Origin of the sequence: Streptomyces sp. SAJ15 (genome assembly GCF_007595705.1) — a bacterium.
GTDB lineage: Bacteria > Actinomycetota > Actinomycetes > Streptomycetales > Streptomycetaceae > Streptomyces.
Genome location: NZ_NISY01000007.1, coordinates 153,308 through 177,528 on the forward strand (window position 1 = coordinate 153,308; position 24,221 = coordinate 177,528).

A 24,221-nucleotide genomic window follows, 5' to 3' on the forward strand; every position below is an offset into this window, starting at 1 on the left:
CCCGGGATCACTGTGATCCGTGGTGACGGGTACGCCGCGGTAGGAGTACTCCCCTCCGTTGCAAAGGAGAGTACAGGAAAGACCAAGGAAGAGTAAAGAAATAAGTAAAAGCGCAGGTCACCGCCCGTATGCCTGTCGCGCTTGGGCCACTTGCGCCAACACCCGCTGCAGCACCTGGCTGCCGGCGGGGACCAGCGCGGGCTCATATGTCCAGGCGTGCCCGACCCAGGGGTCGGCCAGGTGGTCGTCGGGGACCGGGGTGATCCGCAGCAGCGCACGCCACAGCGGGTCCAGCACCGGGCCGTAGGCCCGGGCGTCCTCCCGGTCGGCCACCATCATCAGGTGCACCCCGACCGACGGCCCCTCGTCGGCGAGGTAGCGCAGCTGGGTGACGGCACGGTCGTCGAAGCCGTGCGGGAAGTCGTTGACGATCAGCAACTGCTGGGCCAGGTCCAGGTCGGGCGGCAGGGCGTCGGTGGCGCCGCTGCGGATCGCCATCTGCACCAGGTCGACCCGCTGGGTCAGGGCGGCCAGCGTCGCGGTCACCCCCTGGGCTCCGGCCGCCGGCGGCTGGCGCAGCGCGCCGGAGTCCGACAGCGGTTGGAGCGCCACGGCGCCCGAGCCGGCCGGGTCGATCACATGCAGCGAGAACTCGTCCACCGGGTACACGGCCAACAGCCGCGCGGCCAGCGCCACCGCGGTGTCCAGCGCCATCCGGCGCAGCTCGCCGGAGTCCACCAGTGCCGCCTCGGGCGAGCCGCCGCGGCCGCTGTCGATCCACAGCCCGCGCTCCAGTGGCAGCCGGACCAGCATGGGGATGCGCAGGTCCGTGCGCTCCGGCAGGTGCAGATCGCCCAGGCGCAGCGCCATCGGAATCTCCATCGGCACCTCGTAACCGTGCCAGACGGGGCTGTCCCACCGGGCGTACGCGGGCGGCAGGGCCGGCTCCACGACCTCGGCCTCGGCGGCGAGCTGCGCCAGGTCCCGGTCCAGGACCGCGCGGGCCTGTTCGACCAGGGAGGTGTGCTTGTCGCGGGCCTCCGCACGGGCGGCGTCGGCCGCCGGGCCGACGCGGGTCCGCGGGTCGGAGAGCACCCGGTCCAGCTCCTGCTCCATGCGGGAGTCGGCGAAGTCGACGGCGCTGCGGTAGGCGGCGGTGGTCCGGGCCAGGTCCTCGAACATGCCCCACACCTGGTTGTAGAGCCGCTCGTCCATGGTCCAGCCGGTGGCGTCGCCGGCGACCGGCGGCGCGGGCTGCCCCGGCTGGGCGGGCGGTGCGGTCGGCGCCGGGGCCGGCGGGGCCGCCGTGCGACGGCCGGGGTGCCGGTAGTCGACCGGCCCGCCCGACGAGGGCGGCGGGACCGACCCGCCGTTGGACGGCTGCCCGCCGGCGTCGGCGCCCGGGGCCGGGTCGGACGAGGTGCTGCCGCCCGCCGTGGCCGTACGGACCCGACCCTCGGGCCCGGAGCGCGGCGGGGGCTGGGCGACGGAGCGGGCCATGCCCTGGGCGACCGCGTCGTTGATCCGCGCGGCGAGCTGCGCGGCCTCCGCCAGCCCCTGGTCCTGCAGCATGGCGGCCAGGCCGCCCGCGTACCCCTGCCCGACGGCGCGCACCTTCCAGGCGCCCTGCCTGCGGTAGAGCTCCAGGGCCACGACAGCGGACTCCGCGTCCAGACCGGTGACGGTGAAGCTCGCGATCTCGGTGCCGTCCAGCCCGGTGACGGCGACGGACGGGGCCGCGAGGGCGCCGAAGGTCACCGGGCCGCCCACGCCGGTCGGCAGGGCGAGCAGCACCGTGACCCGGTGGCTGGTCTCGGGCAGCGCGTCGAGATCGACGGCGAGCCGGTGGTCGGCGGCGGCCTGCTTGGACACCTCGATCCCGGGCAGTTGGGGCGCGGCCGGATGGGCGATCCATTCGGCGCCGAGTATGCGGCCCTGCTCATCGGCGAGCGTCGCCCCGGCCACGATCGGCTTGCCCGCCGAGACCCGGATCTCCAAACGGGTCTGAGGCAGTGGGTGGTTCTGCCCCCGGACCAGCTCGGCCGTCATCGCTGCGCTCCCTTGTTGGGTCTCGTACGCGTCGTGCGCTCGCACGCGTCGTCGTGTGGTTCGTTCTGCTCGCGTTCGCACGGGTGGGTCTGGGACCGCGGGTGCGACCGCGAAATCTTCTGTCGTGAGTGCCCACCGGCCCGGCGACGATCGTTCGCCGCCGGGCCGGTCACCACGGTCGCTCACGGGCCGTCGACGTGGCCCGTCGCGGCTTACAGGTGGGGCACGATGTGCGGCATCAGGTCCTGGAAGGTGCGGCCGTTGGCCGGCTCGCCCAGGGCCTTCATCTGCCAGCCGCCGCCGACCCGCTGCACCTTCGCCATGATCTGCGCGGTGTACTGCCCACCGCCGGTGAGGGTGTAGCGCGCCAGCTCCTGGCCGTTGGTCTCGTCGACGAGGCGGCAGAAGGCGTTCTGCACCTCGGTGAAGGTCTGACCGGTGAAGGAGTTCACCGTGAAGACGATCTGGTCGATGTGGACCGGAACACGCTGGAGGTCGACGAGGATCGCCTCGTCGTCGCCGCCCTGGCCGACGCCGCCGACCAGGTTGTCACCGGTGTGCCGCACCGAGCCGTCGTCACTGACCAGGTGACGGAAGAAGACCACGTCCGTCGGCTGCCCGCTGGCGAACAGCACGGCCGACGCGTCGAGGTCGATCTCCCGAGTGCGGGACCCGAACAGCCCCCGGCGGGCGGCGGCCTGCCACCCCAGTCCCATACGCACCGCGGTCAGGGTGCCACCGTCGGCCTTCTGCAGGCTGATGGACTGTCCCTTGGACATGTTGACCGTCACGTGCTGCCCCTACTCTCGTTTCTCGTTTCCCCGTGGCCGCCTGTCTTGTGCGGCCCTGTCAACCCTAAGCACTCCCGGAGCCTGGCAGGACCGCCCGGCCGGGCTTTGTGTCGTTCTTGAAACACTCCCCGCCGTACGCGGGGCTCGCCCCCCGTCGACCGTCGCCCCCGGACACGGTCGCCCCCGGGCGGACGGTCAGGAAAGCCCGGCCTCCTGCATCTGCCGCAGCTCCTTCTTCAGCTCCGACACCTCGTCACGCAGCCGCGCCGCGACCTCGAACTGGAGCTCCGCGGCGGCCGCCCGCATCCGCGCGGTCATCTCCTCGATCAGCTCGGCCAGTTCGGCGGCCGGACGATCGGTCGGCACCGCCTCGGCGCCGCCCTTGCCGCCCTTCTTGTGGCCGGCCAGCGCCGGCACCGGGGCCTTCGGCTGCGCCTTCCCCTTGCCGCCCGCCGCCTGGTCGGCCTTGCGGTATCCGGAGCCCAGCAACTCCCTGGTGTCGATCTCCTCGCGCGCGATGGTCGCGACGATGTCGCCGATCTTCTTGCGCAGCGGCTGGGGGTCGATGCCGTTCGCCTTGTTGTAGGCGATCTGCTTGGCGCGGCGGCGGTTGGTCTCGTCGATGGCCTTCGCCATCGCCGCCGTGACCTTGTCGGCGTACATATGGACCTGACCGGACACGTTGCGCGCCGCACGGCCGATCGTCTGGATCAGCGAGGTGCCCGAACGCAGGAACCCCTCCTTGTCCGCGTCCAGGATCGCCACCAGGGAGACCTCGGGCAGGTCCAGGCCCTCACGCAGCAGGTTGATGCCGACGAGCACGTCGAACTCGCCCGCGCGCAGCTCCCGCAGCAGCTCCACCCGGCGCAGCGTGTCGACGTCGCTGTGCAGATAGCGCACCTGGATGCCCAGCTCCAGGAAGTAGTCGGTGAGGTCCTCGGCCATCTTCTTGGTGAGGGTGGTCACCAGGACGCGCTCGTCCTTCTCGGTGCGGGCACGGATCTCGTGGACGAGGTCGTCGATCTGGCCCTGGGTGGGCTTGACCACGACCTCCGGGTCGACCAGGCCGGTCGGCCGGATGATCTGCTCCACGAAGCCGTCGCCGCGCGACAGCTCGTAGGGCCCCGGGGTCGCCGAGAGGTAGACCGTCTGCCCGACGCGCTCCAGGAACTCCTCCCACTTCAGGGGGCGGTTGTCGAGCGCCGAGGGCAGCCGGAAGCCGTGCTCGATCAGGGTGCGCTTACGCGACGCGTCTCCCTCGTACATCGCGCCGATCTGCGGCACGGTGACATGGGACTCGTCGATGACCAGCAGGAAGTCGTCCGGGAAGTAGTCGAGCAGGGTGTGCGGCGGGGTGCCGGACTCACGGCCGTCGATGTGCAGCGAGTAGTTCTCGATGCCGGAGCAGGTGCCGATCTGACGCATCATCTCGATGTCGTAGGTGGTCCGCATCCGCAGCCGCTGGGCCTCGAGGAGCTTGCCCTGCTTCTCCATCCGGGCCAGCGTCGTCTCCAGCTCACGCTCGATCCCGGTGATGGCCCGCTCCATCCGCTCGGGCCCGGCGACGTAGTGGCTGGCCGGGAAGACGTAGAGCTCCTCGTCGTCGGAGATGACCTCGCCGGTCAGCGGGTGCAGCGTGGACAGCGCCTCGATCTCGTCGCCGAACATCTCGATCCGGACCGCGAGCTCCTCGTAGACCGGGAAGATCTCGATGGTGTCGCCGCGCACCCGGAAGGTGCCGCGGGTGAACGCCATGTCGTTGCGCGTGTACTGGATGTCGACGAACCGGCGCAGCAGCTGGTCCCGGTCGATCTCGTCGCCGACCTTGAGCGGCACCATCCGGTCGACGTACTCCTGCGGCGTGCCCAGGCCGTAGATGCAGGACACGGAGGCCACCACGATCACATCACGCCGGGTGAGCAGGGAGTTCGTCGCCGAGTGGCGCAGCCGCTCGACCTCCTCGTTGATGGAGGAGTCCTTCTCGATGTAGGTGTCGGACTGGGGAACGTACGCCTCGGGCTGGTAGTAGTCGTAGTACGAGACGAAGTACTCCACCGCGTTGTTCGGCAGGAGCTCGCGGAACTCGTTGGCGAGCTGGGCGGCGAGGGTCTTGTTGGGTGCCATGACGAGCGTCGGCCGCTGCAGCTTCTCGATCATCCACGCGGTGGTCGCGGACTTTCCGGTGCCGGTCGCCCCGAGCAGGACCACGTCCTTCTCGCCGGCGCGGATGCGCCGCTCCAGGTCGGCGATGGCGGTCGGCTGGTCACCGCTGGGCTGGAAGGGGCTGACGACCTCGAAGGGCGCCACCTTGCGTTCGATCTGGGATACGGGCCGCATGGAACCACCGTACGACCCGGCACTGACAACGGCCCACCGCCCGCCCCGCGGCCGTGGCCGGGGCACGACGTCGGGTCGACCGACTCGGCACCGGACGGGAGTCGGTCGCATACGGGTGCCCTCCGGTCCCCTGCCGCTCGCGGCCGGTCGACGGCGCGTTCACCCGTTCGCCCTTTCCGGGGTTTCCCGGGTCCGCCGCCCCCGCCGCCCTGGGGGCCGCCGTGCCTGCTCAGCGCGGTGCGACAGGTCGTACCGCACATTCCCGGCCACGATCCGACCATCCGCCACCTGTCCCCCGGTCCGCCTCTCCTGGCACCCTCTGCGGGTCCGGCCCACCGACGACGTGAGGAGTCCGTATGCGCGTCCGCCCCGCCGCCGCCCTCGCCGGCGCCCTCCTGGGTATGTCCACGCTCTTCCTCCCCGCCACCGCGCTGGCGCGGCCCGCCACCGCCTCGGCGTCCGACACGCTGACCGCACGGGCGGCCACCGGGCGTGCCCACGCCCCGGTCGCCGTGGCGCACCGCGGCGCCTCCGCCTATGCCCCCGAGAACACCCTGGCCGCCGTGGACGAGGCGGCCGAGCGGGGGATCAGATGGGTGGAGAACGATGTGCAGCGCACCAAGGACGGCGAGCTGATCATCATGCACGACACCACGCTCAGCCGGACCACCGACGTGGAGCAGGTCTTCCCCGGCCGGGCGCCCTGGAAGGTCTCCGACTTCACCGCCGAGGAGATCGAACAGTTGGACGCGGGCAGCTGGTTCGGCCCGGAGTTCGCGGGCGAGCCGGTGCCCACGCTGGAGGACTACATGGAGACGGTGGAGGACAACGGGCAGAGCCTGCTGATGGAGCTCAAGGCCCCCGAGCTGTACCCCGGCGTCGAGCGGCAGACCCTTCGGCTGCTGCGCCGCGAGGGCTGGCTGGACCGTCCCCACGTCAAGCGCCGGTTGATCATCCAGTCGTTCAGCGCCGGCTCGGTCCGGGCGGTCCACGAACTGCGGCCGGAGGTGCGGACCGGCTTCCTGGGCGCCCCGGCCGTCGCCGACCTGCCGACGTACGCGGCCTTCGCCGACCAGATCAACCCGAACCACAAGGCGGTCACCCCGGAGTACGTCGCCGCGGTCCACGCGGTGCGGGGCGCCCACGGCCGGCCGCTCCAGGTCTTCACCTGGACCGTGGACGACGGCCCGACCGCGGTCAAGCTCGCGTGGGCCGGCGTGGACGGGATCATCACCAACAAGCCCGACGTCATCAGGGACGCTCTGGACGACGCGTAGCGGGCCGGCGCGCCCGGGAGAGCACGCGCGTGGGCGGGGGCGTTGTCGGTGCCCCCGCCTACGCTGAAGGGCGTGACGCAATCCGCGAGCGACTCCCGCGTGTGGACCTGGGCGGTCCTGGACACCCCCATCGGCCCGCTGCTGCTCGGAGCGACCGAGCAGGGCCTGGTCAGCGTGGTCTTCCACGCCGACGAGCGGACCTCCGCCGCGTCGGTGGAGCGCCTCACCCGGCGGCTTGGATCGCCTCCGGTGGCCCCCGGCCGGGAGGGCGCCCCCGGCCGGGAGGGCGTCCCCGGTCGGGAGGCTCTCCCCGAGGCGAAGGGCGACCGCGCCCCGAACGACGATGCCGCCACGGACGACCGCGCCGCGGGCGATCCCTCCGCGGACGCCGCCGCCCACCTCGCCGAGGCGATACGCCAGCTCACGGCGTACTTCTCGGGGGAGGCGCGGACGTTCACCGTCCCCCTCGACTGGTCCCTGACCACCGGCTTCAACCGCCGCGTGCTGCGCGCGCTGGCCGCCCACGTCCCCTATGGGAGGGTGGTCGGCTACCAGGACCTGGCCGACCGAATCGCCGAGCCCGGCGCCGCGCGGGCCGTCGGCATGGCCATGGGCGGCAACCCGCTGCCCGTCGTCGTGCCCTGCCACCGCGTCGTGGAGAGCGACGGCGGCATCGGCGGCTTCGGCGGGGGGCTGGAGACCAAGCGCCACCTGTTGGCGCTGGAGGGCGTGCTGCCGCAACCGCTGTTCTCGCCCGCCGCAACCGCTGTTCTAGCCCGCCGCGCCCGCCGCGCCCCTCGCGGCCGCCGGCCCGGGTGCCGCCGCGACCATGGCGAGGACGGGCCGAGCCCCGCTCCCGGTCTAGCCGAGCCCGCTCCAGGCCGGGTGGCGCGGATCGTCGGCCCGCACGACCACGTCGGCGGCCTCACCCGGCCGTATCTCCTCCTCGTAGCGGGCGAAGGCCGGCAGCGTCCACCGCTCGTCCGCGCCGGTGCGCCGCGCGAGGGCCGCCGGCGACAGCCGTAGATGGACGGAGAGGTCGAACGGGAACCAGTGCCCGAGCAGCAGCGCGCCGTGCAGCAACAGCACCCCTCCGGGCGGCAGTTCGGTGTAGGGGCTGCGGGTGGCGCGGTCGGCCTCGGGATCCCACAGGTCGGGCAGCACCCGACCGGTCCCGCCCGGTTCGAGGGGCGTGAAGACCTCCCGCCACAGCGCGCCGGTGTCCAGCCACCCGTCGTAGTAGGCGTCGACGTCCCGCCGCCCGTGTTCGAAGCGCAGCGACGCGGGCCGCCAGAAGCCGCTCGCCGCGACCACCAGCCCCGGCCGCCCCCGCAGCCGCAACGCCTCGGCCAGCCGCCCCGCCAGCTCCCCGGTGCCCGCCGCCGGCGGCCCGTCGACGGCCACCCGCAGCCAGGGCCCGCCGTCGGCGGCCTCCAACCCCATGAGGTGGTCGGTGACGAGCCGGGTCAGCCGTTCCCAGGAGATCGCTTCGAGCCGCACTCCCCCATGATGCCTGGGCTACGGTACGAAGAATGACACGCCAGATCGCACTGTTGCGCGGCATCAACGTCGGCCGCGACAAGAGGTTCCCCATGGCACGACAGCGGGAGCTGATGCAGGCGCTCGGGTACCAGGACGTCACCGTCTACCTCCAGTCGGGCAACGTCGTCTTCGCCGACCCGGGCACGCCGCCCGAGCGGACCGCCCGCGCGATCGAGGACCGCATCGCCGCCGACATGGGCTTCCCCGTGCCCGTCATGGTGCGCACCCGCGACGAGCTGGCGGCCGTCGTCACCGCCAACCCCTACCCGGCGGCCGCGGCCGAGCCCAAGACCCTGCACGTCGCCTTCCTGTCGGACGTCCCCGCCGACACCGCGCCGCTGGACGCCCTGGACCGGGCCGGCTACGCCCCGGACGATTTCCGGCTCATCGGCCGAGAGATCTATCTGCACTGCCCGAACGGGCTGGGCCGCTCCAAACTGGCCGAGAAGATCCTCGGGATGCGGCTGGGCGTCACGGTCACCGCCCGCAACTGGAACACGGTCACCCGGCTGCTGGCGCTGGCGGACGCCGTGTGACGGCCGTTCGGCCGACCTCCGCGAGGCGTGTCGACGGCCCGCCAGGTGTCGTCACGGCACGTGTGCGGGAAGAGGTGGTGCGTGCGTGAAGTACGTGAGGTGACCGAGCCCATGGCCGAGCTGGTGCGCCGCGGCACCACCCCCGTCGTGGCCCAGGCGCTGCGCTCCACCGCGGCCGCGACCATCTCGTACGTGGTGGCGCTCCAGCTCAGCAGCGAGCCGGTCCCGCTGACCGCCCCGCTCACCGCGCTGCTCGTCGTCCAGGTCACCCTCTACGCCACCCTCACCACCGGCATCCGCAGGGTGAACTCGGTGGTCGCCGGGGTGCTCATCGCGATCGCCTTCAGCGCCCTGGTCGGCCTGACCTGGTGGAGCCTGGCGCTGATCATCCTCGCCTCGCTCGCCGCGGGGCATCTGGTGCGCGTCGACGAGTTCGTCCCCGAGGTGGCGATCAGCGCCATGCTGGTCCTGGGCGTCACCCAGGTCTCCGACACCGCCTGGGACCGGGTGGTGGAGACACTGATCGGAGCGGTGGTGGGGCTGCTCTTCAACTTCCTGCTGGCACCGCCGGTCTATGTGCGCACCGCCGGCGAGTCCATCGAGGACCTCGCCCGTCGGCTGCGGACCCTGCTGCTGCACATCAGCGACGAGCTCACCGAGCACATCCCCGTCGCCCGCGCCGCCGCCCGGCTCCACGAGGCCCGCCGTCTCGACCAGGACATCTCCCAGGTCGACGCCTCGCTCCGGCAGGCCGAGGACAGCCTCCGCCTCAACCCGCGGGTCCGGGAGGGGCTGCTGCACCGCATCGTGCTCCGCACCGGCCTGGACACCCTGGAGATCTGCACCGTCGTCCTGCGCGTACTCGCCCGAACCCTCACCGACCTGGCCAAACACCGCACCGACGAGCCGCTTTTCCCACCCGACGTGGCCGCGGGGCTCCAGGCCCTGTTCGGCCATCTCTCCCAGGCCGTCCAGAGCTTCGCCGCCCTGGTCACCACCCAGGTCAGCGCCAACGCCGAGGAGGCCGAGGCGCGCCTCGCGGCGGAGCTCGCCAAGGCCAAGGCCGACCGCGACGACGTCGCCGAGCTGCTGCTGTTCCGCGTCCAGCAGCACCCCCGTCAGTGGCAGCTGCACGGGGCGCTGTTGGCCGAGGTCGACCGGATCCTGGACGAGCTCGACATGGACCACCGGTCACGGCGGCTGATGGAGGAGCTGGACCGGCACGCGCAGGAGCGGAGGGAGCGGTTCCCACGATGGGCCAAGGCCCGGGACCGGCTCCGAAAGTCCTGGTCACGGCTGCGCCGAGGGTGAGCCGGGAGCGGCCGGCCGGGCGTTGTCAGTGGTCGCCCGTACGGTTCGTGGCAGTGGACGACCACGGAGTCGCCCACCGTTTCCTGTCCGTGGGAGGGGTCTGCCGTGTCTCGGTCGACGACGTATCTGGAGCTGTCTCAAGAGGGCGGCGGCGCACACAAGTTCTATGAGGTCACGGTCGACAGCACGGTCGTGTCGGTGCGCTACGGCCGCATCGGCGCGGCCGGGCAGCTCCAGACCTCCACCTTCCCCACGGCGGAGAAGGCGCAGGCCGCGGCCGCGAAGAAGATCGGCGAGAAGGTGCGCAAGGGGTACGCGCCGGCGGTGCGGGGCCAGCGGGCCGCGCGGCCGGTGACGCGACGCCAGGTGACCTCGGCCCCCTCGACGGCGCGCGCGGTCGCGCCGGTGCTGTGGCGGTTCCGCACCGGCGCCGCCGCGTTCGGCATCCACATCGACCAGGACCGCTGCTGGGTCGGCAACCAGGCCGGAGACGTCTACACCCTGGGACACGACGGCGAGGTGCTGGCCCGCTACCAGCTGCCGGACGGGGTGAAGTGCCTGGTCGCCGACGACTTCTGGATCTACGCGGGGTGTGACGACGGCACGGTCTACGACCTGTCCTCCAAACTGCCCTTCGCCGCCTACGAGATCGCGGCCAGCGTCGACATCTTCTGGCTCGACATCCATGAGGGCGTCCTGAACGTCGCCGACCGCAACGGCGGGCTGACGGTCATCGACCACGAGGACGAGTTCCAGTGGTCACGCAAGAGCGCCGGTGGCCACGCCTGGATGGTCCGCCGCGACGACCGCGCCGTCTACCACGGCCACCAGCGCGGCGTCACGGCCTACCACCCCGACGGCGGCGGCGAGCGATGGCACACCGCCACCACCGGCGCGGTCCTCTTCGGCTGGCAGGAGGACGACGCGGTCTACGCGGGCACCGACCGCCGGGTGGTCCAGCGCCTGGACAAGGAGACCGGCCGTATCGAGGCCGTGTACCGGTGCGACACCGTCGTGTACTCCTGCGCCACGGCCCCGGGCGGCCAGTACGTCTTCGCGGGCGACTCCGCCTCCTCGGTGTACTGCTTCGCGCAGGACGGCACCCGGCTGTGGAAGCTGGGGACCGGGGGCGGCTCGGCGCTGTCCATGCAGTACCACGACGAGAAGCTCTACCTCGTCACCACCGACGGCTCGCTGGCCTGCATCGACGCCAGCGACGCCGCCATCGCGGCCGCGCAGGGCGGCACGCTGCCCACCGCGCGCGACGTGAAGTCGTCCGCGGGGCTGCCCACCTACACCCCGTCGGCGGCGGTGCGGACGGTGGTCTCCTCCGCCGCGCCGGCCGGCGGCGTGATCGTCGAATGCGTGCAGGAGGGCAGTCGGCTGCGGATGCGGGTCGTCAGCGGCGGCTACGAACCGGAGTGGAACGTCCAGTTCCCCCGCCTGATGCGCGAGGTCGGAGCCCGCTATGTGGTGGACGCCCTGCACCCCGCGTCCGGGTTCTACCGCGTCCGCGGCGAGATCCGCCGGCTGGTGTAGCCGCCAGGGCCGCCGAGCGGGCGGCCGGCGTACATTCGGTAGTGGAGATTGGATTGCCATGTTGCGTACCGGCGACGAACCAGTCCACGCGCGCAGCGCGCTGCGGATGCGGTGTGCGCTCGCCGTCTGGGGCCTGCTCTGGTCCCTGGGCGGGGCGGTGGCCTTCTCCGCGGTGGGCCGACCAGGATGGGCGGCGGCCTGCGCCGTTCTGGTGGTGATCACCCTCACGGACCTGATCCTCGTCATCCGGCACATCCGCCAGGGCCCGCACTACCAGCCCGGCCGGAACATACCGCCGTACCACCCGGTCAGCGACCGTCCGAGCCCACCCCAGCGCCCCGAGCAGCCCCGTCAGCCGCGCCACCTCCCCTGACAGGCCCGCTCCCGCCCGCCGAGCCGCCCGCCGATGTCATCGGGCGGGCGCGTCGGCCGCTCAGCCCGGGGAACAGTCCGCCGCTCAGCCGGTGTCGCCGAAGCGGGCGGCCCGCACGAAGTCGGGACGGGGGTCCAGGGCGGCCGCGAGCCGGAAGTGCCGGGTCGCCTCGGCGGGACGGTTGGCCCGCTCCAGGGTGCGCCCGAGGGCGAAGTGGGCGAACGCGTTGTCCGGCTCACGCTCCAGGACGAGCTGGAACTCCAACTCGGCGGCGCGCAGCTGGGCGGAGCCGAAGAAGGCACGGGCGCGCAGCAGCCGCGCCGCGGTGTTCTCGGGATGGGCGGTGATGACCGAGTCGAGCAGCTTCACGGCGCCGCGCGGATCACGGGCGGCCAGCAGCTGCTCCGCCGCGCGGTAGTCGATGACGTGGTTCTCGGGCGTGGGCTCGGGCACAACCGTTTCCTTCCCCAGGGGCGGAGCCCCTGCCGCGCCGTCCGTGGGCATCCGCGCCCCCGGTTGGCGCACAGGCGATCGGTACGCACCACACAACGACGACGCCCTCGGCCGCATTCCCCCGCCGATCCGGCCGATGGCCCGCGGGCGGTCACCTCGCCCGGGTCACTCCCGGCCGGGCCGGTCCGCTCCGCGTTCGCGCTCCACCAGCTCCGCCCAGACCTGCCGCACCCGCGGCTCCAGCGCCTCCAGCGGTCCGTCGTTGTCGATGACCAGGTCGGCGATGGCCAGCCGCTGCTCGCGCGTGGCCTGGGCCGCCATCCGGGAGCGCGCCTCGTCCTCGGACATCCCGCGCAGCCGTATGAGCCGGTCGAGCTGGGTGCGCGGGGCGGCGTCGACCACGACGACCAGGTCGTAGAGCGGGGCCAGACCGTTCTCGGTGAGCAGGGGGACGTCGTTGACCACGATGGCGTCCGGGCCGGCCGACGCCTCCAGGGCGGCGGTGCGCTCGCGGACGAGCGGATGGACGATCCCGTTGAGGACCGCGAGACGCTTCGGGTCGCTGAAGACGATGGCGCCGAGCTTGGGGCGGTCCAGGCCGCCCTCGGCGGTGAGCACCTCCGGCCCGAAGGCGTCGACCACGGCCGCCAGGCCGGGCGTGCCCGGCTCGACCACCTCGCGTGCCAGGCGGTCGGCGTCGATCAGCACCGCGCCGTAGGAGGACAGCAGCCGCGACACCTCGCTCTTGCCGGCGCCGATTCCACCCGTCAGGCCCACGGAGAGCATGGCCGCCCCTCCCGTCCGCTCGCTCCACCCCGCCCCTGCGGGGCCTCACACGCTACCCGAGGGGCCGGGGGCACCGAGCGTCGACCTCGTCGACTCTCGCCGCCCGTCCCCGCTCGACACGCGCCGGCCTGCCCTCGGGCGGGCACGCCGGCGGGCCCTCAGGCGCCGCCCTCGCCCTCGCGCTCCGCCAGGAAGCGCTCGAACTGGGCGCCCAGCTCATCCGCCGACGGCAGCTCGACCGGTTCGGCCACCAGGCTGCCCCGGCTCTCGGCGCCGGCCATCGCGTCGTACTGGTGCTCAAGGCCGCGCACCAGGGCGACGAGCTCCTCGTCCCCCTCCGACACCTGTCGCTCGATCTCCTCCTGCGTCTTGAGCGCCTCGGTGCGCAGCGCGTGCGCCACGCCGGGCAGCACCAGCCCGGTGGCCGCGGTGACCGCCTCAAGCGTCGTGAGCGCGGCGTCCGGGTAGGGCGAGCGGGAGACGTAGTGCGGGACGTGGGCGGCGACGCCGAGGACGTCATGGCCGGCCTCCACGAGCCGGAACTCGATCAGCGCCTCCGCGCTGCCGGGCACCTGGGCCTCGGTGAAGACGCCCCGATGGCCGGGCATGAGGTCGACGCGGTTGCCGTGCGGGGTGACGCCGACGGGGCGGGTGTGCGGCACTCCCATCGGAATGCCGTGGAAGTTCACCGAGAGGCGCACGCCGAGCCGCTCGACGATCTGCCGCACGGCCGCCGCGAAACGCTCCCACTCCACATCCGGCTCCGGCCCGGTGAGCAGCAGGAACGGGGCACCGGTCGCATCGCGCACCAGATGGAGCTCGATCGCCGGCGTGGCGTACGCGGTCCAGCGGTCGCGCTCGAAGGTGAGCAGCGGGCGGCGGGCGCGGTAGTCGACCAGCCGGTCGTGGTCGAAGCGGGCCACGGTCTGGTGCGGCAGTCCGCTCAACAGCCGGGTGACGATCTGTTCGCCGGTCTCGCCCGCGTCGATGTATCCCTCGAAGTGGTAGAGCAGCACCAGCCCGGCCGAGTCCCGGGAGGCTATGGCATCGACCGTCGCCAGCCCGCTGGGGTCCCATGCGTACAAGTCCTGCGGATCCAACACCGTGACGCCTCCTCGTCGTGTTCCCTTCGGGGAACGTCGTGGCGCCGCACCGGCATTCCCCGCCCGCTCCCCCAGCGGTACTTTCTTTGCCCGTTTCCGCCGAAGCCGCGGATCGCCCACCGGTAGTACCGCCAGGGGGAGTTGCCACCCCGCGCCCAGGGGCGTGAGGGCTGGATCCGACGGCCCGCCACCCGCGGTCGCACGGCGGGCGGGCTTCGACGTGCCGGGGTCGGGCGATGGCGTTCGCCCGTACGCACGGCGAAGGCCCGCCCCCCGGTGAGGGGGCGGGCCTTCGTTCAGCTGTCGCTATCGCCCAGCGGGCGACGGGCAGCGGTGGGCGATCAGCTCTGGCCGCCGGCCAGCTTCTCGCGGAGCGCGGCGAGCGCCTCGTCCGACGCCAGGGCGCCGGAGGTGTCGGCCGACTCCGAGGAGTACGAACCGCCGCCACCCTGGCCACCGGCCTGCGGGGCAGCCTGGCCGGCCTCGGCGGCCGCCTGCTCGTCCGCCTCGCGGGACTTGATGACCTGCGCCTGGTGCTGCTCGAAGCGCTGCTGCGCCTCGGCGTACTGGCGCTCCCACTCCTCGCGCTGCTTCTCGAAGCCGGGCAGCCAGTCGTTGGTGTCCGGGTCGAAGCCCTCGGGGTAGATGTAGTTGCCCTGGTCGTCGTAGGACGCGGCCATGCCGTACAGGGTCGGGTCGAACTCGACCGCGGCCGGGTCGGCACCGAAGGACTCGTTGGCCTGCTTCAGCGAGAGGCTGATGCGACGACGCTCGAGGTCGATGTCGATGACCTTGACGAAGATCTCGTCGTTGACCTGGACGACCTGCTCCGGAATCTCCACGTGGCGCTCGGCCAGCTCGGAGATGTGGACCAGGCCCTCGATGCCCTCGTCCACGCGGACGAACGCACCGAACGGCACCAGCTTGGTGACCTTACCCGGGACGACCTGACCGATCTGGTGGGTCCGGGCGAACTGCTGCCACGGGTCTTCCTGGGTCGCCTTGAGCGACAGGGAGACGCGCTCGCGGTCCATGTCGACGTCGAGGACCTCGACCGTGACCTCCTGGCCGACCTCGACGACCTCGGACGGGTGGTCGATGTGCTTCCAGGACAGCTCGGAGACGTGGACCAGACCGTCGACGCCACCCAGGTCCACGAAGGCACCGAAGTTGACGATGGAGGAGACGACGCCGGAGCGCACCTGACCCTTCTGGAGGGTGGTGAGGAAGGTCTGGCGGACCTCGCTCTGGGTCTGCTCCAGCCAGGCGCGGCGGGACAGGACCACGTTGTTGCGGTTCTTGTCGAGCTCGATGATCTTCGCCTCGAGCTCCTTGCCCACGTAGGGCTGAAGGTCGCGGACACGACGCATCTCGACCAGGGAGGCCGGGAGGAAGCCGCGGAGGCCGATGTCGAGGATGAGACCACCCTTGACGACCTCGATGACGGTACCGGTGACGATGCCGTCCTCGTCCTTGATCTTCTCGATGGTTCCCCAGGCCCGCTCGTACTGGGCGCGCTTCTTGGAGAGGATCAGACGGCCTTCCTTGTCCTCCTTCTGGAGAACCAGGGCCTCGATCTCGTCACCGACGGCCACGACCTCGTTCGGGTCGACGTCGTGCTTGATCGAAAGCTCGCGGGAAGGGATGACGCCTTCGGTCTTGTAACCAATGTCGAGCAGGACCTCGTCCCGGTCGACCTTCACGATGACGCCGTCGACGATGTCGCCGTCGTTGAAGTACTTGATCGTCTCGTCGATCGCGGCGAGGAAGGCTTCCTCGGAACCGATGTCGTTGACCGCCACCTGCGGGGTGGTGCGGGTTGCCTCGGTGCTGCTCGTCATGTGGGAAAGGGCTCCGGTACGGACATTGAGTCGTAGGTACTGCTACGCCGGGAGCCCGTATCACACTGCCGAAGCCGGACAGCCTTGGAGGCGACCTTCCGATTTTTCCGAGGATCTATCGAAAAGCGCCTCGGCAACCGAGGGGACATACAACAGATGCGAGCGCGACCTACTCCGTCTGAGGCGCGCAGGCTCGCAGCGCAACTTGTAGCATACGGGGGCAGCCGGACATGGTCAATGTGCGAAGAGTGCACGTGGGGCCAACCGCCCCATACTCCGGCGAAATACCGGGGTCGGCACCGCCGCGCGGACCGCCACATCCCGCCCCACAGCCACAGGTCGATACAGAGAGTACGACGACACCCCAGATGATCCAAGAACACGAGCTCTCGGGGGTTCCCGAGCCGGAGACGGCCGGCGGGTCGCCGGACGAGGCCACCGCCACCCGGCGTACGGCGGGCGACGCGGAGAGCAGCCGGGCCAGCCGCGGCTGGTGGGACCGGAACGCGGACGAGTACCAGAACGAGCACGGGGGCTTCCTCCGGGACGACGGGTTCGTCTGGGGCCCGGAGGGGCTCGACGAGGCCGAGGCGGGCCTGCTGGGCCCGGCGGAGGAGCTGAAGGGCCGGGACGTCCTGGAGATCGGCGCGGGCGCGGCGCAGTGTTCGCGCTGGCTGGCGGCTCAGGGGGCGCGTCCGGTGGCGCTGGACCTCTCGCACCGGCAGCTCCAGCACGCGCTGCGGATCGGCGCGGACTTCCCCCTGGTCGAGGCGGACGCCGGGGCGCTGCCCTTCGCGGACGCCAGCTTCGACCTGGCCTGCTCGGCCTACGGGGCGCTCCCCTTCGTCGCCGACCCGGTGCGCGTGCTGCGCGAGGTGCGGCGGGTGCTGCGGCCCGGCGGGCGCTGGGTCTTCTCGGTCACGCACCCGATCCGCTGGGCGTTCCCGGACGAGCCGGGCCCGGAGGGGCTGAGCGTGGCCGCCTCGTACTTCGACCGCGTGCCGTATGTGGAGCAGGACGACTCCGGCCGCGCGGTCTATGTGGAGCACCACCGCACCCTCGGTGACCGGGTCCGGGACGTGGTGGCGGCGGGCTTCCGGCTGGTCGACCTGGTCGAGCCGGAGTGGCCCGCCTGGAACCACCAGGAATGGGGCGGCTGGTCCCCGCTCCGCGGCAACCTGATCCCGGGAACCGCGATCTTCGTCTGCGTACGGGACTGACCTCCCCGGCCGCGTCGGGACTGACCCCCGCGGCCGCGTACGGGACTGACCCGCGCGGCCGCGTACGGACCGCCCCGGTGGCCGAAGCCCGGCCCGGAGCCGCCCGTCTCGACGCTGCGAGGATGTCGGCGTGACGATCCGCACCGACGCCCTCGACCGCCTTCCCGTACGAACCGCCGTGCCCGCCCTGGAGCGGGCGCTGGACGACCACGGGGCGGCGGTGCTGTGCGCGCCGCCCGGCACCGGCAAGACGACGCTGGTGCCGCTGGCCCTGGCCGGGCTGCTGGACGGCGGGCGGCCCGCGCGGCGGGTGATCGTGGCCGAGCCGCGGCGGATCGCGGCCCGCGCGGCGGCGCGACGCATGGCGTGGCTGCTGGGCGAGGACGTGGGGCGGCGGATCGGCTTCACCGTGCGCGGGGAGCGGCGGGCCGGGCGGGAGACCGTCGTGGAGGTGGTGACCACCGGCGTGCTCCTCCAGCGGCTCCAGCGCGACCCGGAACTGCTCGGGGTCGACACGGTGATCCTGGACGAGTGCCACGAGCGCCATCTGGACGCCGACACGGCCGCCGCCTTCCTCCTGGACGTACGGTCCGTCCTCCGGCCCGAGCTGCGGCTGGTCGCCGCGTCGGCGACCACGGACGCGGCGGGCTGGGCGCGGCTGCTCGGCGCCGGCGGGGGCGGAGCCCGGTCCGACGCGGACGGCGCGGGGCGTTCCGGCGCGGCGCCGGTGGTGGAGGCGGCGGGGGTGTCCCACCCCGTGGAGGTGGTGTGGGCGCCGCCGGCGCGGCCGGTGCGACCGCCGCACGGGATGCGGGTGGACCCGGCGCTCCTGGACCACGTCGCGGCGGTCGTGCGACGCGCGCTGCGCGAGCGGGACGGCGACGTGCTGTGCTTCCTGCCCGGCGTCGGAGAGATCGCCCGGGTGGCCGGCCTGTTGCGCGACGTGGCCGCCGAGGTGCTCCAGGTGCACGGCCGGGCACCGGCCGAGGTCCAGGACGCGGTGCTCGCGGGCACGGCGGGCGGGGCGCGGCGCGTCGTCCTGGCGACGTCGGTCGCCGAGTCGAGCCTGACCGTGCCGGGCGTGCGCGTCGTCGTGGACTGCGGGCTGGCGCGCGAGCCGCGCGTGGACCACGCGCGCGGGCTGAGCGCGCTGACCACCGTGCGGGCGTCCCGCGCGGCCGCCGCCCAGCGCGCCGGGCGGGCCGGGCGCGAGGGGCCGGGCACGGTCTACCGCTGCTGGTCGGAGGGCGACGACTCGCGGCTGCCACGCTGGCCCTCCCCGGAGATCGCGGTCGCCGACCTCACCGCCTTCGCGCTCCAGGCCGCGTGCTGGGGCGACCCGGACGCCGCCACGCTCGCCCTCCTCGACCCGCCGCCCACCGGCGCGCTGGCCGCCGCCCGCGAGGTGCTGACCGCCATCGGCGCCGTCGACGGGGACGGCAAGGCGACCGACCGCGGCGTCCGCATGGCCCGCCTCGGACTCCACCCGCGGCTCGCGCGGGCCCTCATCGACGGCGCGCCACCGCTCGGTGCCCGGCGGGCGGCCGAGATCGTCGCCCTGCTGAGCGAGGAGCCCCCGCGCGAGTACGGAGACGACCTCGCCGCCGCCTGGCGTGCCGCGCGCCGCGGCGGCGACGGCTACGCCGCCCGGTGGCGCCAGGAGGCGCGCCGTCTGGAGCGTGCGGTCGACGCACGGGCCGAGGGGGGCGACTCACCGGCCGGGCGGACGGGAGGCGGGGAATCCGGCGGCCGGCCGATCCACGAGGCGCCTCGCCGGCAGGCCGGCGACCCCCGCACCGGCAGCCGTCCGTCGGCGGTATCGGGGGCCGGCGGCCGGGTGGGCGGCGGCAGCGGTGGCGCGGCCCGCGCGGGCGGGCACGGCGACGACGCCGCGGCCGGGCTGGTGGCCGCCCTGGCGTTCCCCGAGCGGGTGGCCCGGCGGCGCGGCGAAGGCGCCTATCTGATGGCGTCGGGGACCGGGGCCGAGCTGGCGGAGGGTTCGGGGCTGCGCGGGGCGCCGTGGCTGGCGGTGGCCGTCGCCGACCGGCCGGTGTCGGCCGCGTCCGCCCGGGTGCGACTCGCGGCCGTCACGGACGAGGACACCGCCCGGACCGCCGCCGCGGCCCTGTACGCCTCCGCCGAGGAGGTGCACTGGTCCGACGACGACGTGGTGGCGCGCGGCGTCGAGCGGCTGGGGGCGATCGAGCTGGCCGCGCGCCCGCTGCGCTCCCCCGCCCCCGAACTGGTCCGGGACGCGCTCGTGGAGGGCCTGCGCCGCACCGGAACGGGGCTGCTGCGCTGGACGGAGGAGGCCACCCGGCTTCGGCAGCGACTGGGATTCCTGCACCGCGTGCTGGGCGAGCCCTGGCCGGACGTGTCGGACGCGGCGCTGGTGGAGCGCGCCGAGGACTGGCTCGGCGTCGAGCTCGACCGGGCGCGCCGGCGCGCCGACCTGGAGCGCGTCGACGCGGGCCAGGCGTTGCGGCGGTTGCTGCCGTGGGCGACGGGGGAGGCCGTGCGCCTGGACGAGCTGGCGCCGGACCGCGTCGAGGTGCCCAGCGGCTCGCGGGTGCGGGTCGACTACGCCGGGGACCAGCCCGTGCTGGCGGTCAAGCTCCAGGAGATGTTCGGGCTGGCCGAGACGCCCACCGTGGCCGGGGTGCCGGTGCTGGTCCACCTGCTCTCGCCCGCGGGCCGCCCGGCGGCCGTCACCGCCGACCTCGCCTCCTTCTGGGGCAGCGGATACCGCTCCGTGCGCGCCGAGCTGCGCGGCCGCTACCCGAAGCACCCCTGGCCGGAGGATCCCGCCACGGCGGAGCCCACCCGGCACACCACGACGCGACGACGCTGACCGACGTCGCGGGTCCCACCCCGGCCACGGCCCCGCCCAGGTCACGTCCGCGGCTCGTCCGGGGTCACCCCTCCAGCAGCCGCCAGAACTCCCCCGCCTCGGGCCAGGGCCTGGCTGCCGGGTAGGCGCCCAGCCACACCACGGCCTGTTCGAAGGTGCTGTAGGAGATGGCGTCGGAGCACTGGCCGACGACGAGGGCGTTGTCGCCGCACCGCCAGGCGGCGTAGTGCCACGCCGGGACGTCCTCGTCGCCGTCGGCCAGGCGCGTCAGCACGTCCGGCTCGCCGAGCCGCGCGGTGAACAGCGCGGTCGCGGCGCGCCACGCCTCGTCGAACTCCGCGCGCCCGGCCGTGCGCTGGAACAGCCAGCGGTCGTCCTCGTCGTAGAAGGTGGCGAACCAGCCGAGGTTGGTCCGCAAGCCCTCGCGCTCGCCTTCGAAGTCGTCCTCGTCGGGTTCGTAGGCGTAGGCGAAGGGCAGCACGCACTCCGTGTCCCGCCCGGCGGGGTAGCCGAACGACTCGGGGTAGACGGGGTGTCCGCCCAGGGTGGTGAACGCGTTCATCCGGGAGCCGTCGGGTATCCAGCCGAAGGCGGCGACGGCCGCGGCCGTGGCGCCGTCCGTCCAGCTCAGCCGCGCGAGTTCGACCAGCTGGTCGGCGAGCGTGTCGTCCAGCGGGCGCAGGAGAAGTGCCATGGACGGAAGGCTACGGTGAGGCACTGACAGAAACCGGTCCGGCCTCGCGCGGCTCCCCCGGGCCCGGCGGCGCGGTGCGCCGCGCGCGGGCCTCCAGGACCAGGGATCCGGCGAACAGGGCCACCCCCAGGGCGAGGAGACCGCGGGGGAGGCCGGTGGTGAGCAGCAGGACCAGCCGGCGTTGGGAGGCGACCAGGTCCACCGTGTGCGCGATGTAGTCCTCGCGCATCTTCACATGCCCGGCGAAGGCGGTGACCTTCTTCCGGTCGCCCAGCAACTCGCCGCCGCGCAGCTCCTCCCGGTGGATCTCCTCGCCGTTGACGGGGGCTCCGGTGACCGGCTCGACCCAGAACCTGCGCGTGGTGGTGTACCAGCGGGACGTACCGGCCTGGGCGACGTCCTCCCGGCTGACCCCGCCGACCGGGAGCTTCCGCGGGAGCGGAACCCGGGTCCAGGGGATGGTCTGCTCGAAGTAGTAGACCTTCAGGCCGCGGAAGGTCCGGGTGCCCCGGTAGTGGATGGGGGCCGACCTGCGGGCCTGGGCGTCGAAGTAGGTGTAGTCGCGGGGTTCGGTGAGGAAGGGCCACTTGAACTCGATGCCGTCGCGGCGCACCGGGTCGCCGTCGACGTGCTCGCCGCCGAGGTGCACCGGGGCCTGGGAGTGGGCGTCGAAGACGTAGCGCTCGGGGATCTCGGAGACCATCGCGCCGTCGGGTCCCACGACGTACGACAGAGTGTCCCAGACGACGACATCACGATCTGTCGACTTCTCGACTTTCTCGGATGCCTCCACATTGCCGCGCAGCGTCTGCACGATGGTGACCTTGGGGACCCTCCGCGGCCGCAGGGTGCTGTAGTCCAGGAGCGTGGCGGGCTTCGCCTCCATGACGGCGGTCTGGTACTCGCCGGGTGGGACCTTGGCCAGGCGCGGGAAGGCGTACCAGCGGATCAGCGGCGCCAGGGCGGTGCAGCAGACGGCGAGGGCGAGCAGCACCAGGCTGGCTTTCCGGCGCATCGCGGACCTCCCCTACGGGTGCTCGGGGACGGTGGTGAGCAGCGGCTCGGGGGAGGTGGTCCCGGCGGGCGCGCCGACGGCCGTCAGCACCAGGACGAGCGCCACGGCGACGGCGACTCCGATGGCCGCGGCGGCGAGGGCACGCATGGCGCCTCCCGGGTCGGGTCGATGGAGCGACGAGCGCCGAATCCCAGGATACTGACGCCTCGTCAGATATCTGGGCACCGTAGCAACGCGCGGCCGGGATGAGAACACGTCGCGCCGCCTCCCGGCCCCTGGCGGGGTCGGGAGGCGGCGCGTGCGTCGGCGGGGGCGCCGGGCGCCGCGGTCGCGGCGGGGGCGCCGGGGCGGCTATGCGGCCGCGGCTCCCGTCACCGTCAGCTCGACGGTCAGGACCGTGCCGTCGGCCGTCGCCAGGCGGAGCACATAGGTGCCCGGCTGGTCGTCGGCGAACAGCTCCGGAAGCGTCAGCAGCCCCTGCGTGTCCGTCTTCAGCCCGGCCAGGGCGCGGACCGGCTTCCCCTGGGCGTCCTTGAAGAACGGGCCCTTGTCGGCGGGCACCAGCTTCTTCGGGTCGCTCGGGTCCGCGGCGAGCACGGTCGCGGTCAGCGGCACGCCCGCCGCGACCTTGCCCTGGTAGGTGGCCTTGACCCCGACCGGCGCGGCGAAGGCGGCACCGGTGGCGGCGGTCAGCGGCTTGTCGTCGGTGCGGGCGAGGACGTCCGCCTTGGGGGTGGGCGCCGGGCGTGCCACGACCGTGGCGGCGAAGTCCACGGCGGGCACGGTCTTCCGGCCGACGACCGTGGCCCGCACGGTGAACGCGCCGGCCTTCTCCCCCGCGCGCAGCGTGGGCGCGACGGCGACGCCGTCCTTCCCCGTGGCGGCGATGACACGGGTCTTGTCGCCGGCGAAGCGCGCCTGGGTCTCGCCGCGCACCTCGTACTGCACGAGCACACCGGCGACCGTCTTGCCCGCCGCGTTCGTGGCCCGCACGCGGGGCGAGGCGGTGAAGTCGCCGCCCGCCGTGGCGGTGAGCTCCCGCGCCCCGACCGGGGCGAGGGCGGTGACCGGCGCGGGGGCGGGGTCGCCCGGGTCGGGCTTGCCGGGGCCGGGCTTCTGCGGGCCCGGCTTCGGCGGCTTCGGGGCCGGATCGCGGGGGTCCTCGCGGGGCGGCTGCGGCTTGGGCTTCGGCTTGGGCTTGGGCTTGGGCTTCGGCGAGTCGTCGCCATCCCCCCTGGGCCCCTGCTCGCGGCCCTTGTCCCGGTCCCGGTCCGCGTCCCGGTCCTTGTGCGTGTCACGACCCGGGTTGCGACCCGCGCCACCGGCCGAGTCGTCACCGCCGTGGTCCGGGCGGGACTTCTTCTTCGACGGCAGCACACCGGTGCCGTCCGGCACCTCGTGGGTGCCGCGCTGGTAGTACTCGAACCACGACAGGACCGTCCGCAGGTACTCCTGCGACTGGTTGTAGCCGAGGATCGCGCGGTGCAGATCCGCCTCGGACGACAGGTCGCGGCCGTTGGCGCACAGATAGGAGCCGGCGGCGAGGGCGGCGTCATAGATGTTGTTGGGGTCCCGCTGGCCGTCGCCGTTGCCGTCCTTGCCCCAACCCTCCCAGGTGGAGGGGATGAACTGCATCGGGCCGACCGCGCGGTCGTGCGTCGTGTCGCCGTCGTAGGCGCCGTCGTCGGTGTCGGTGATCTTGGCGAAGCCGTTGCCGTTGAGCTGCGGGCCGAGGATCGGTCGGATGGTGGTGCCCTCGGCGTCGACCGCGCCGCCGCGCGCCTGCCCCGACTCGACCTTGCCGATCGCCGCCAGCAGCTGCCAGGGGATGTTGCAGCCGGGGCTGGACTCGCGGAGTGCCGCCTCGGCCTTCTTGTACGCGTCGAGGACGGTGGCCGGGATGCCCGCCTCGGCGGGGCCGGTCACCACCGTCCCGCCGTTCTGCCCCGGCCGGTTGGGGGCGGTGCCGGGCTTACCGGGCTTGCCGTGCCTCTTCAGCGGCGGCAGATCGGTGTGGTACGAGGAGCCGCCGTCGATCGGCGTGCCGGGCGGCGGCGTGGCCTCACCGGCCTCCGTCCTGCCCCGCTCGTCGTCCCGGTGCGTACCGGCGAAGCCGGGAGCCTGCGAGGCGGTGAGGGCGGCCATCGCCACCGCCGCCACCGCCGTGGTGGCCGCTCCCTTGCGCAGCCGCCGGCCGAATCGCGCTGCCATCCGTCTGGTCCCCTCCCGTCAGGCGCCGTGCGCTCCCCTCGCGCGTCAACGCTCGTGACACTACGACACCTTCCAGCCTCGGAGCTACCGAGGCGATGCCCACTTGAGAGACGTTCCAGCGCGCTCGGACGTTGCCCCCGGAAGGCCCCCAATCGGAGGGAATTCCTCCGAACGGCCCTCCCAACCGCCCCTGAACGGCGTCTGAACGGATCCCGGCGGCCGCACCCACCGACGTCGCCGAGCACGGTCACCCGCCCGCGCCGTCACCACTCCTTCACCACCGGAACGTCCA

The 24,221-nt window shown here is 73.3% G+C and carries 19 protein-coding genes and 1 pseudogene; 8 read left to right on the forward strand and 12 right to left on the reverse strand.

Features of this window, described 5'->3' with window-relative positions:
- Nucleotides 1–117 precede the first annotated feature (117 nt).
- The 3 genes from CD790_RS19845 to uvrB all read right to left on the reverse strand — a co-directional run bounded on the left by CD790_RS19845 (nt 118) and on the right by uvrB (nt 5,177).
- The gene (locus CD790_RS19845) at nt 118–2,049 is read right to left on the reverse strand and encodes a TerD family protein (protein WP_144384623.1); all 1,932 of its coding nucleotides are present in this window, start codon (nt 2,047–2,049) and stop codon (nt 118–120) included.
- A gap of 212 nt (nt 2,050–2,261) precedes the next feature.
- The gene (locus CD790_RS19850) at nt 2,262–2,840 is read right to left on the reverse strand and encodes a TerD family protein (RefSeq protein ID WP_144384624.1); all 579 of its coding nucleotides are present in this window, start codon (nt 2,838–2,840) and stop codon (nt 2,262–2,264) included.
- A gap of 195 nt (nt 2,841–3,035) precedes the next feature.
- Complete coding sequence (gene uvrB, locus CD790_RS19855; RefSeq protein ID WP_144384625.1) at nt 3,036–5,177, reverse strand: excinuclease ABC subunit UvrB; 2,142 nt, start codon at nt 5,175–5,177, stop codon at nt 3,036–3,038.
- 356 nt (nt 5,178–5,533) lie between these two features.
- Here uvrB and CD790_RS19860 point away from each other — a divergent pair, with 356 nt between their 5' ends.
- Nucleotides 5,534–6,454: a glycerophosphodiester phosphodiesterase family protein gene (locus CD790_RS19860; RefSeq protein ID WP_144384626.1), complete on the forward strand. Its 921-nt coding sequence runs from the start codon at nt 5,534–5,536 to the stop codon at nt 6,452–6,454.
- Between the two features lie 48 nt (nt 6,455–6,502).
- Nucleotides 6,503–7,204: pseudogene (locus CD790_RS19865) on the forward strand (methylated-DNA--[protein]-cysteine S-methyltransferase); the annotation flags it as partial.
- 111 nt (nt 7,205–7,315) lie between these two features.
- Here CD790_RS19865 and CD790_RS19870 read toward each other — a convergent pair.
- Nucleotides 7,316–7,954, reverse strand: a complete 639-nt coding sequence (locus tag CD790_RS19870; protein WP_144384627.1) for a uridine kinase — start codon at nt 7,952–7,954, stop codon at nt 7,316–7,318.
- A gap of 32 nt (nt 7,955–7,986) precedes the next feature.
- Between CD790_RS19870 and CD790_RS19875 the strand changes: the two genes are divergently transcribed.
- The 4 genes from CD790_RS19875 to CD790_RS19890 all read left to right on the forward strand — a co-directional run bounded on the left by CD790_RS19875 (nt 7,987) and on the right by CD790_RS19890 (nt 11,755).
- Nucleotides 7,987–8,532 (forward strand): DUF1697 domain-containing protein, encoded by a 546-nt coding sequence (locus CD790_RS19875; protein WP_144384628.1) that lies wholly within the window; start codon nt 7,987–7,989, stop codon nt 8,530–8,532.
- A 111-nt stretch (nt 8,533–8,643) separates the two neighbouring features.
- Complete coding sequence (locus CD790_RS19880; protein ID WP_144384812.1) at nt 8,644–9,843, forward strand: aromatic acid exporter family protein; 1,200 nt, start codon at nt 8,644–8,646, stop codon at nt 9,841–9,843.
- A gap of 105 nt (nt 9,844–9,948) precedes the next feature.
- Nucleotides 9,949–11,382, forward strand: coding sequence for a WGR domain-containing protein (locus CD790_RS19885; protein WP_144384629.1), 1,434 nt, complete (start codon nt 9,949–9,951; stop codon nt 11,380–11,382).
- A gap of 58 nt (nt 11,383–11,440) precedes the next feature.
- The gene (locus CD790_RS19890) at nt 11,441–11,755 is read left to right on the forward strand and encodes a DUF6343 family protein (protein ID WP_186319136.1); all 315 of its coding nucleotides are present in this window, start codon (nt 11,441–11,443) and stop codon (nt 11,753–11,755) included.
- Between the two features lie 84 nt (nt 11,756–11,839).
- Here the strand turns inward: CD790_RS19890 and CD790_RS19895 are convergent, their stop codons facing one another.
- From CD790_RS19895 to rpsA, 4 genes are all read right to left on the reverse strand, one after another.
- Nucleotides 11,840–12,208 (reverse strand): tetratricopeptide repeat protein, encoded by a 369-nt coding sequence (locus CD790_RS19895; protein WP_144384630.1) that lies wholly within the window; start codon nt 12,206–12,208, stop codon nt 11,840–11,842.
- A 165-nt stretch (nt 12,209–12,373) separates the two neighbouring features.
- Nucleotides 12,374–12,994 (reverse strand): dephospho-CoA kinase, encoded by a 621-nt coding sequence (gene coaE, locus CD790_RS19900; RefSeq protein WP_144384631.1) that lies wholly within the window; start codon nt 12,992–12,994, stop codon nt 12,374–12,376.
- A gap of 158 nt (nt 12,995–13,152) precedes the next feature.
- Nucleotides 13,153–14,097: a PAC2 family protein gene (locus CD790_RS19905; protein WP_144384632.1), complete on the reverse strand. Its 945-nt coding sequence runs from the start codon at nt 14,095–14,097 to the stop codon at nt 13,153–13,155.
- Nucleotides 14,098–14,438: 341 nt separating this feature from the next.
- The gene (rpsA, locus tag CD790_RS19910) at nt 14,439–15,938 is read right to left on the reverse strand and encodes a 30S ribosomal protein S1 (RefSeq protein ID WP_144384633.1); all 1,500 of its coding nucleotides are present in this window, start codon (nt 15,936–15,938) and stop codon (nt 14,439–14,441) included.
- 368 nt (nt 15,939–16,306) lie between these two features.
- On the opposite strand from rpsA, the gene CD790_RS19920 reads away from it, so the two are divergent.
- Both CD790_RS19920 and CD790_RS19925 read left to right on the forward strand, forming a co-directional pair.
- A complete protein-coding gene (locus tag CD790_RS19920) occupies nt 16,307–17,158 on the forward strand; it encodes a class I SAM-dependent methyltransferase (protein WP_144384635.1) in 852 nt (283 codons plus the stop codon).
- Between the two features lie 130 nt (nt 17,159–17,288).
- The gene (locus CD790_RS19925) at nt 17,289–20,009 is read left to right on the forward strand and encodes an ATP-dependent RNA helicase (protein ID WP_186319137.1); all 2,721 of its coding nucleotides are present in this window, start codon (nt 17,289–17,291) and stop codon (nt 20,007–20,009) included.
- A 64-nt stretch (nt 20,010–20,073) separates the two neighbouring features.
- Here CD790_RS19925 and CD790_RS19930 read toward each other — a convergent pair whose 3' ends face one another.
- The 4 genes from CD790_RS19930 to CD790_RS19945 all read right to left on the reverse strand — a co-directional run bounded on the left by CD790_RS19930 (nt 20,074) and on the right by CD790_RS19945 (nt 23,929).
- On the reverse strand, nt 20,074–20,703 hold the full coding sequence (locus tag CD790_RS19930; protein WP_144384636.1) for a hypothetical protein: 630 nt from the start codon (nt 20,701–20,703) through the stop codon (nt 20,074–20,076).
- A gap of 10 nt (nt 20,704–20,713) precedes the next feature.
- Nucleotides 20,714–21,718, reverse strand: coding sequence for a DUF3068 domain-containing protein (locus tag CD790_RS19935; RefSeq protein ID WP_144384637.1), 1,005 nt, complete (start codon nt 21,716–21,718; stop codon nt 20,714–20,716).
- Nucleotides 21,719–21,730: 12 nt separating this feature from the next.
- Nucleotides 21,731–21,865: an SPW_0924 family protein gene (locus CD790_RS19940; protein WP_144384638.1), complete on the reverse strand. Its 135-nt coding sequence runs from the start codon at nt 21,863–21,865 to the stop codon at nt 21,731–21,733.
- Between the two features lie 204 nt (nt 21,866–22,069).
- A complete protein-coding gene (locus tag CD790_RS19945) occupies nt 22,070–23,929 on the reverse strand; it encodes a lytic transglycosylase domain-containing protein (protein ID WP_144384639.1) in 1,860 nt (619 codons plus the stop codon).
- Nucleotides 23,930–24,221 lie beyond the last annotated feature (292 nt).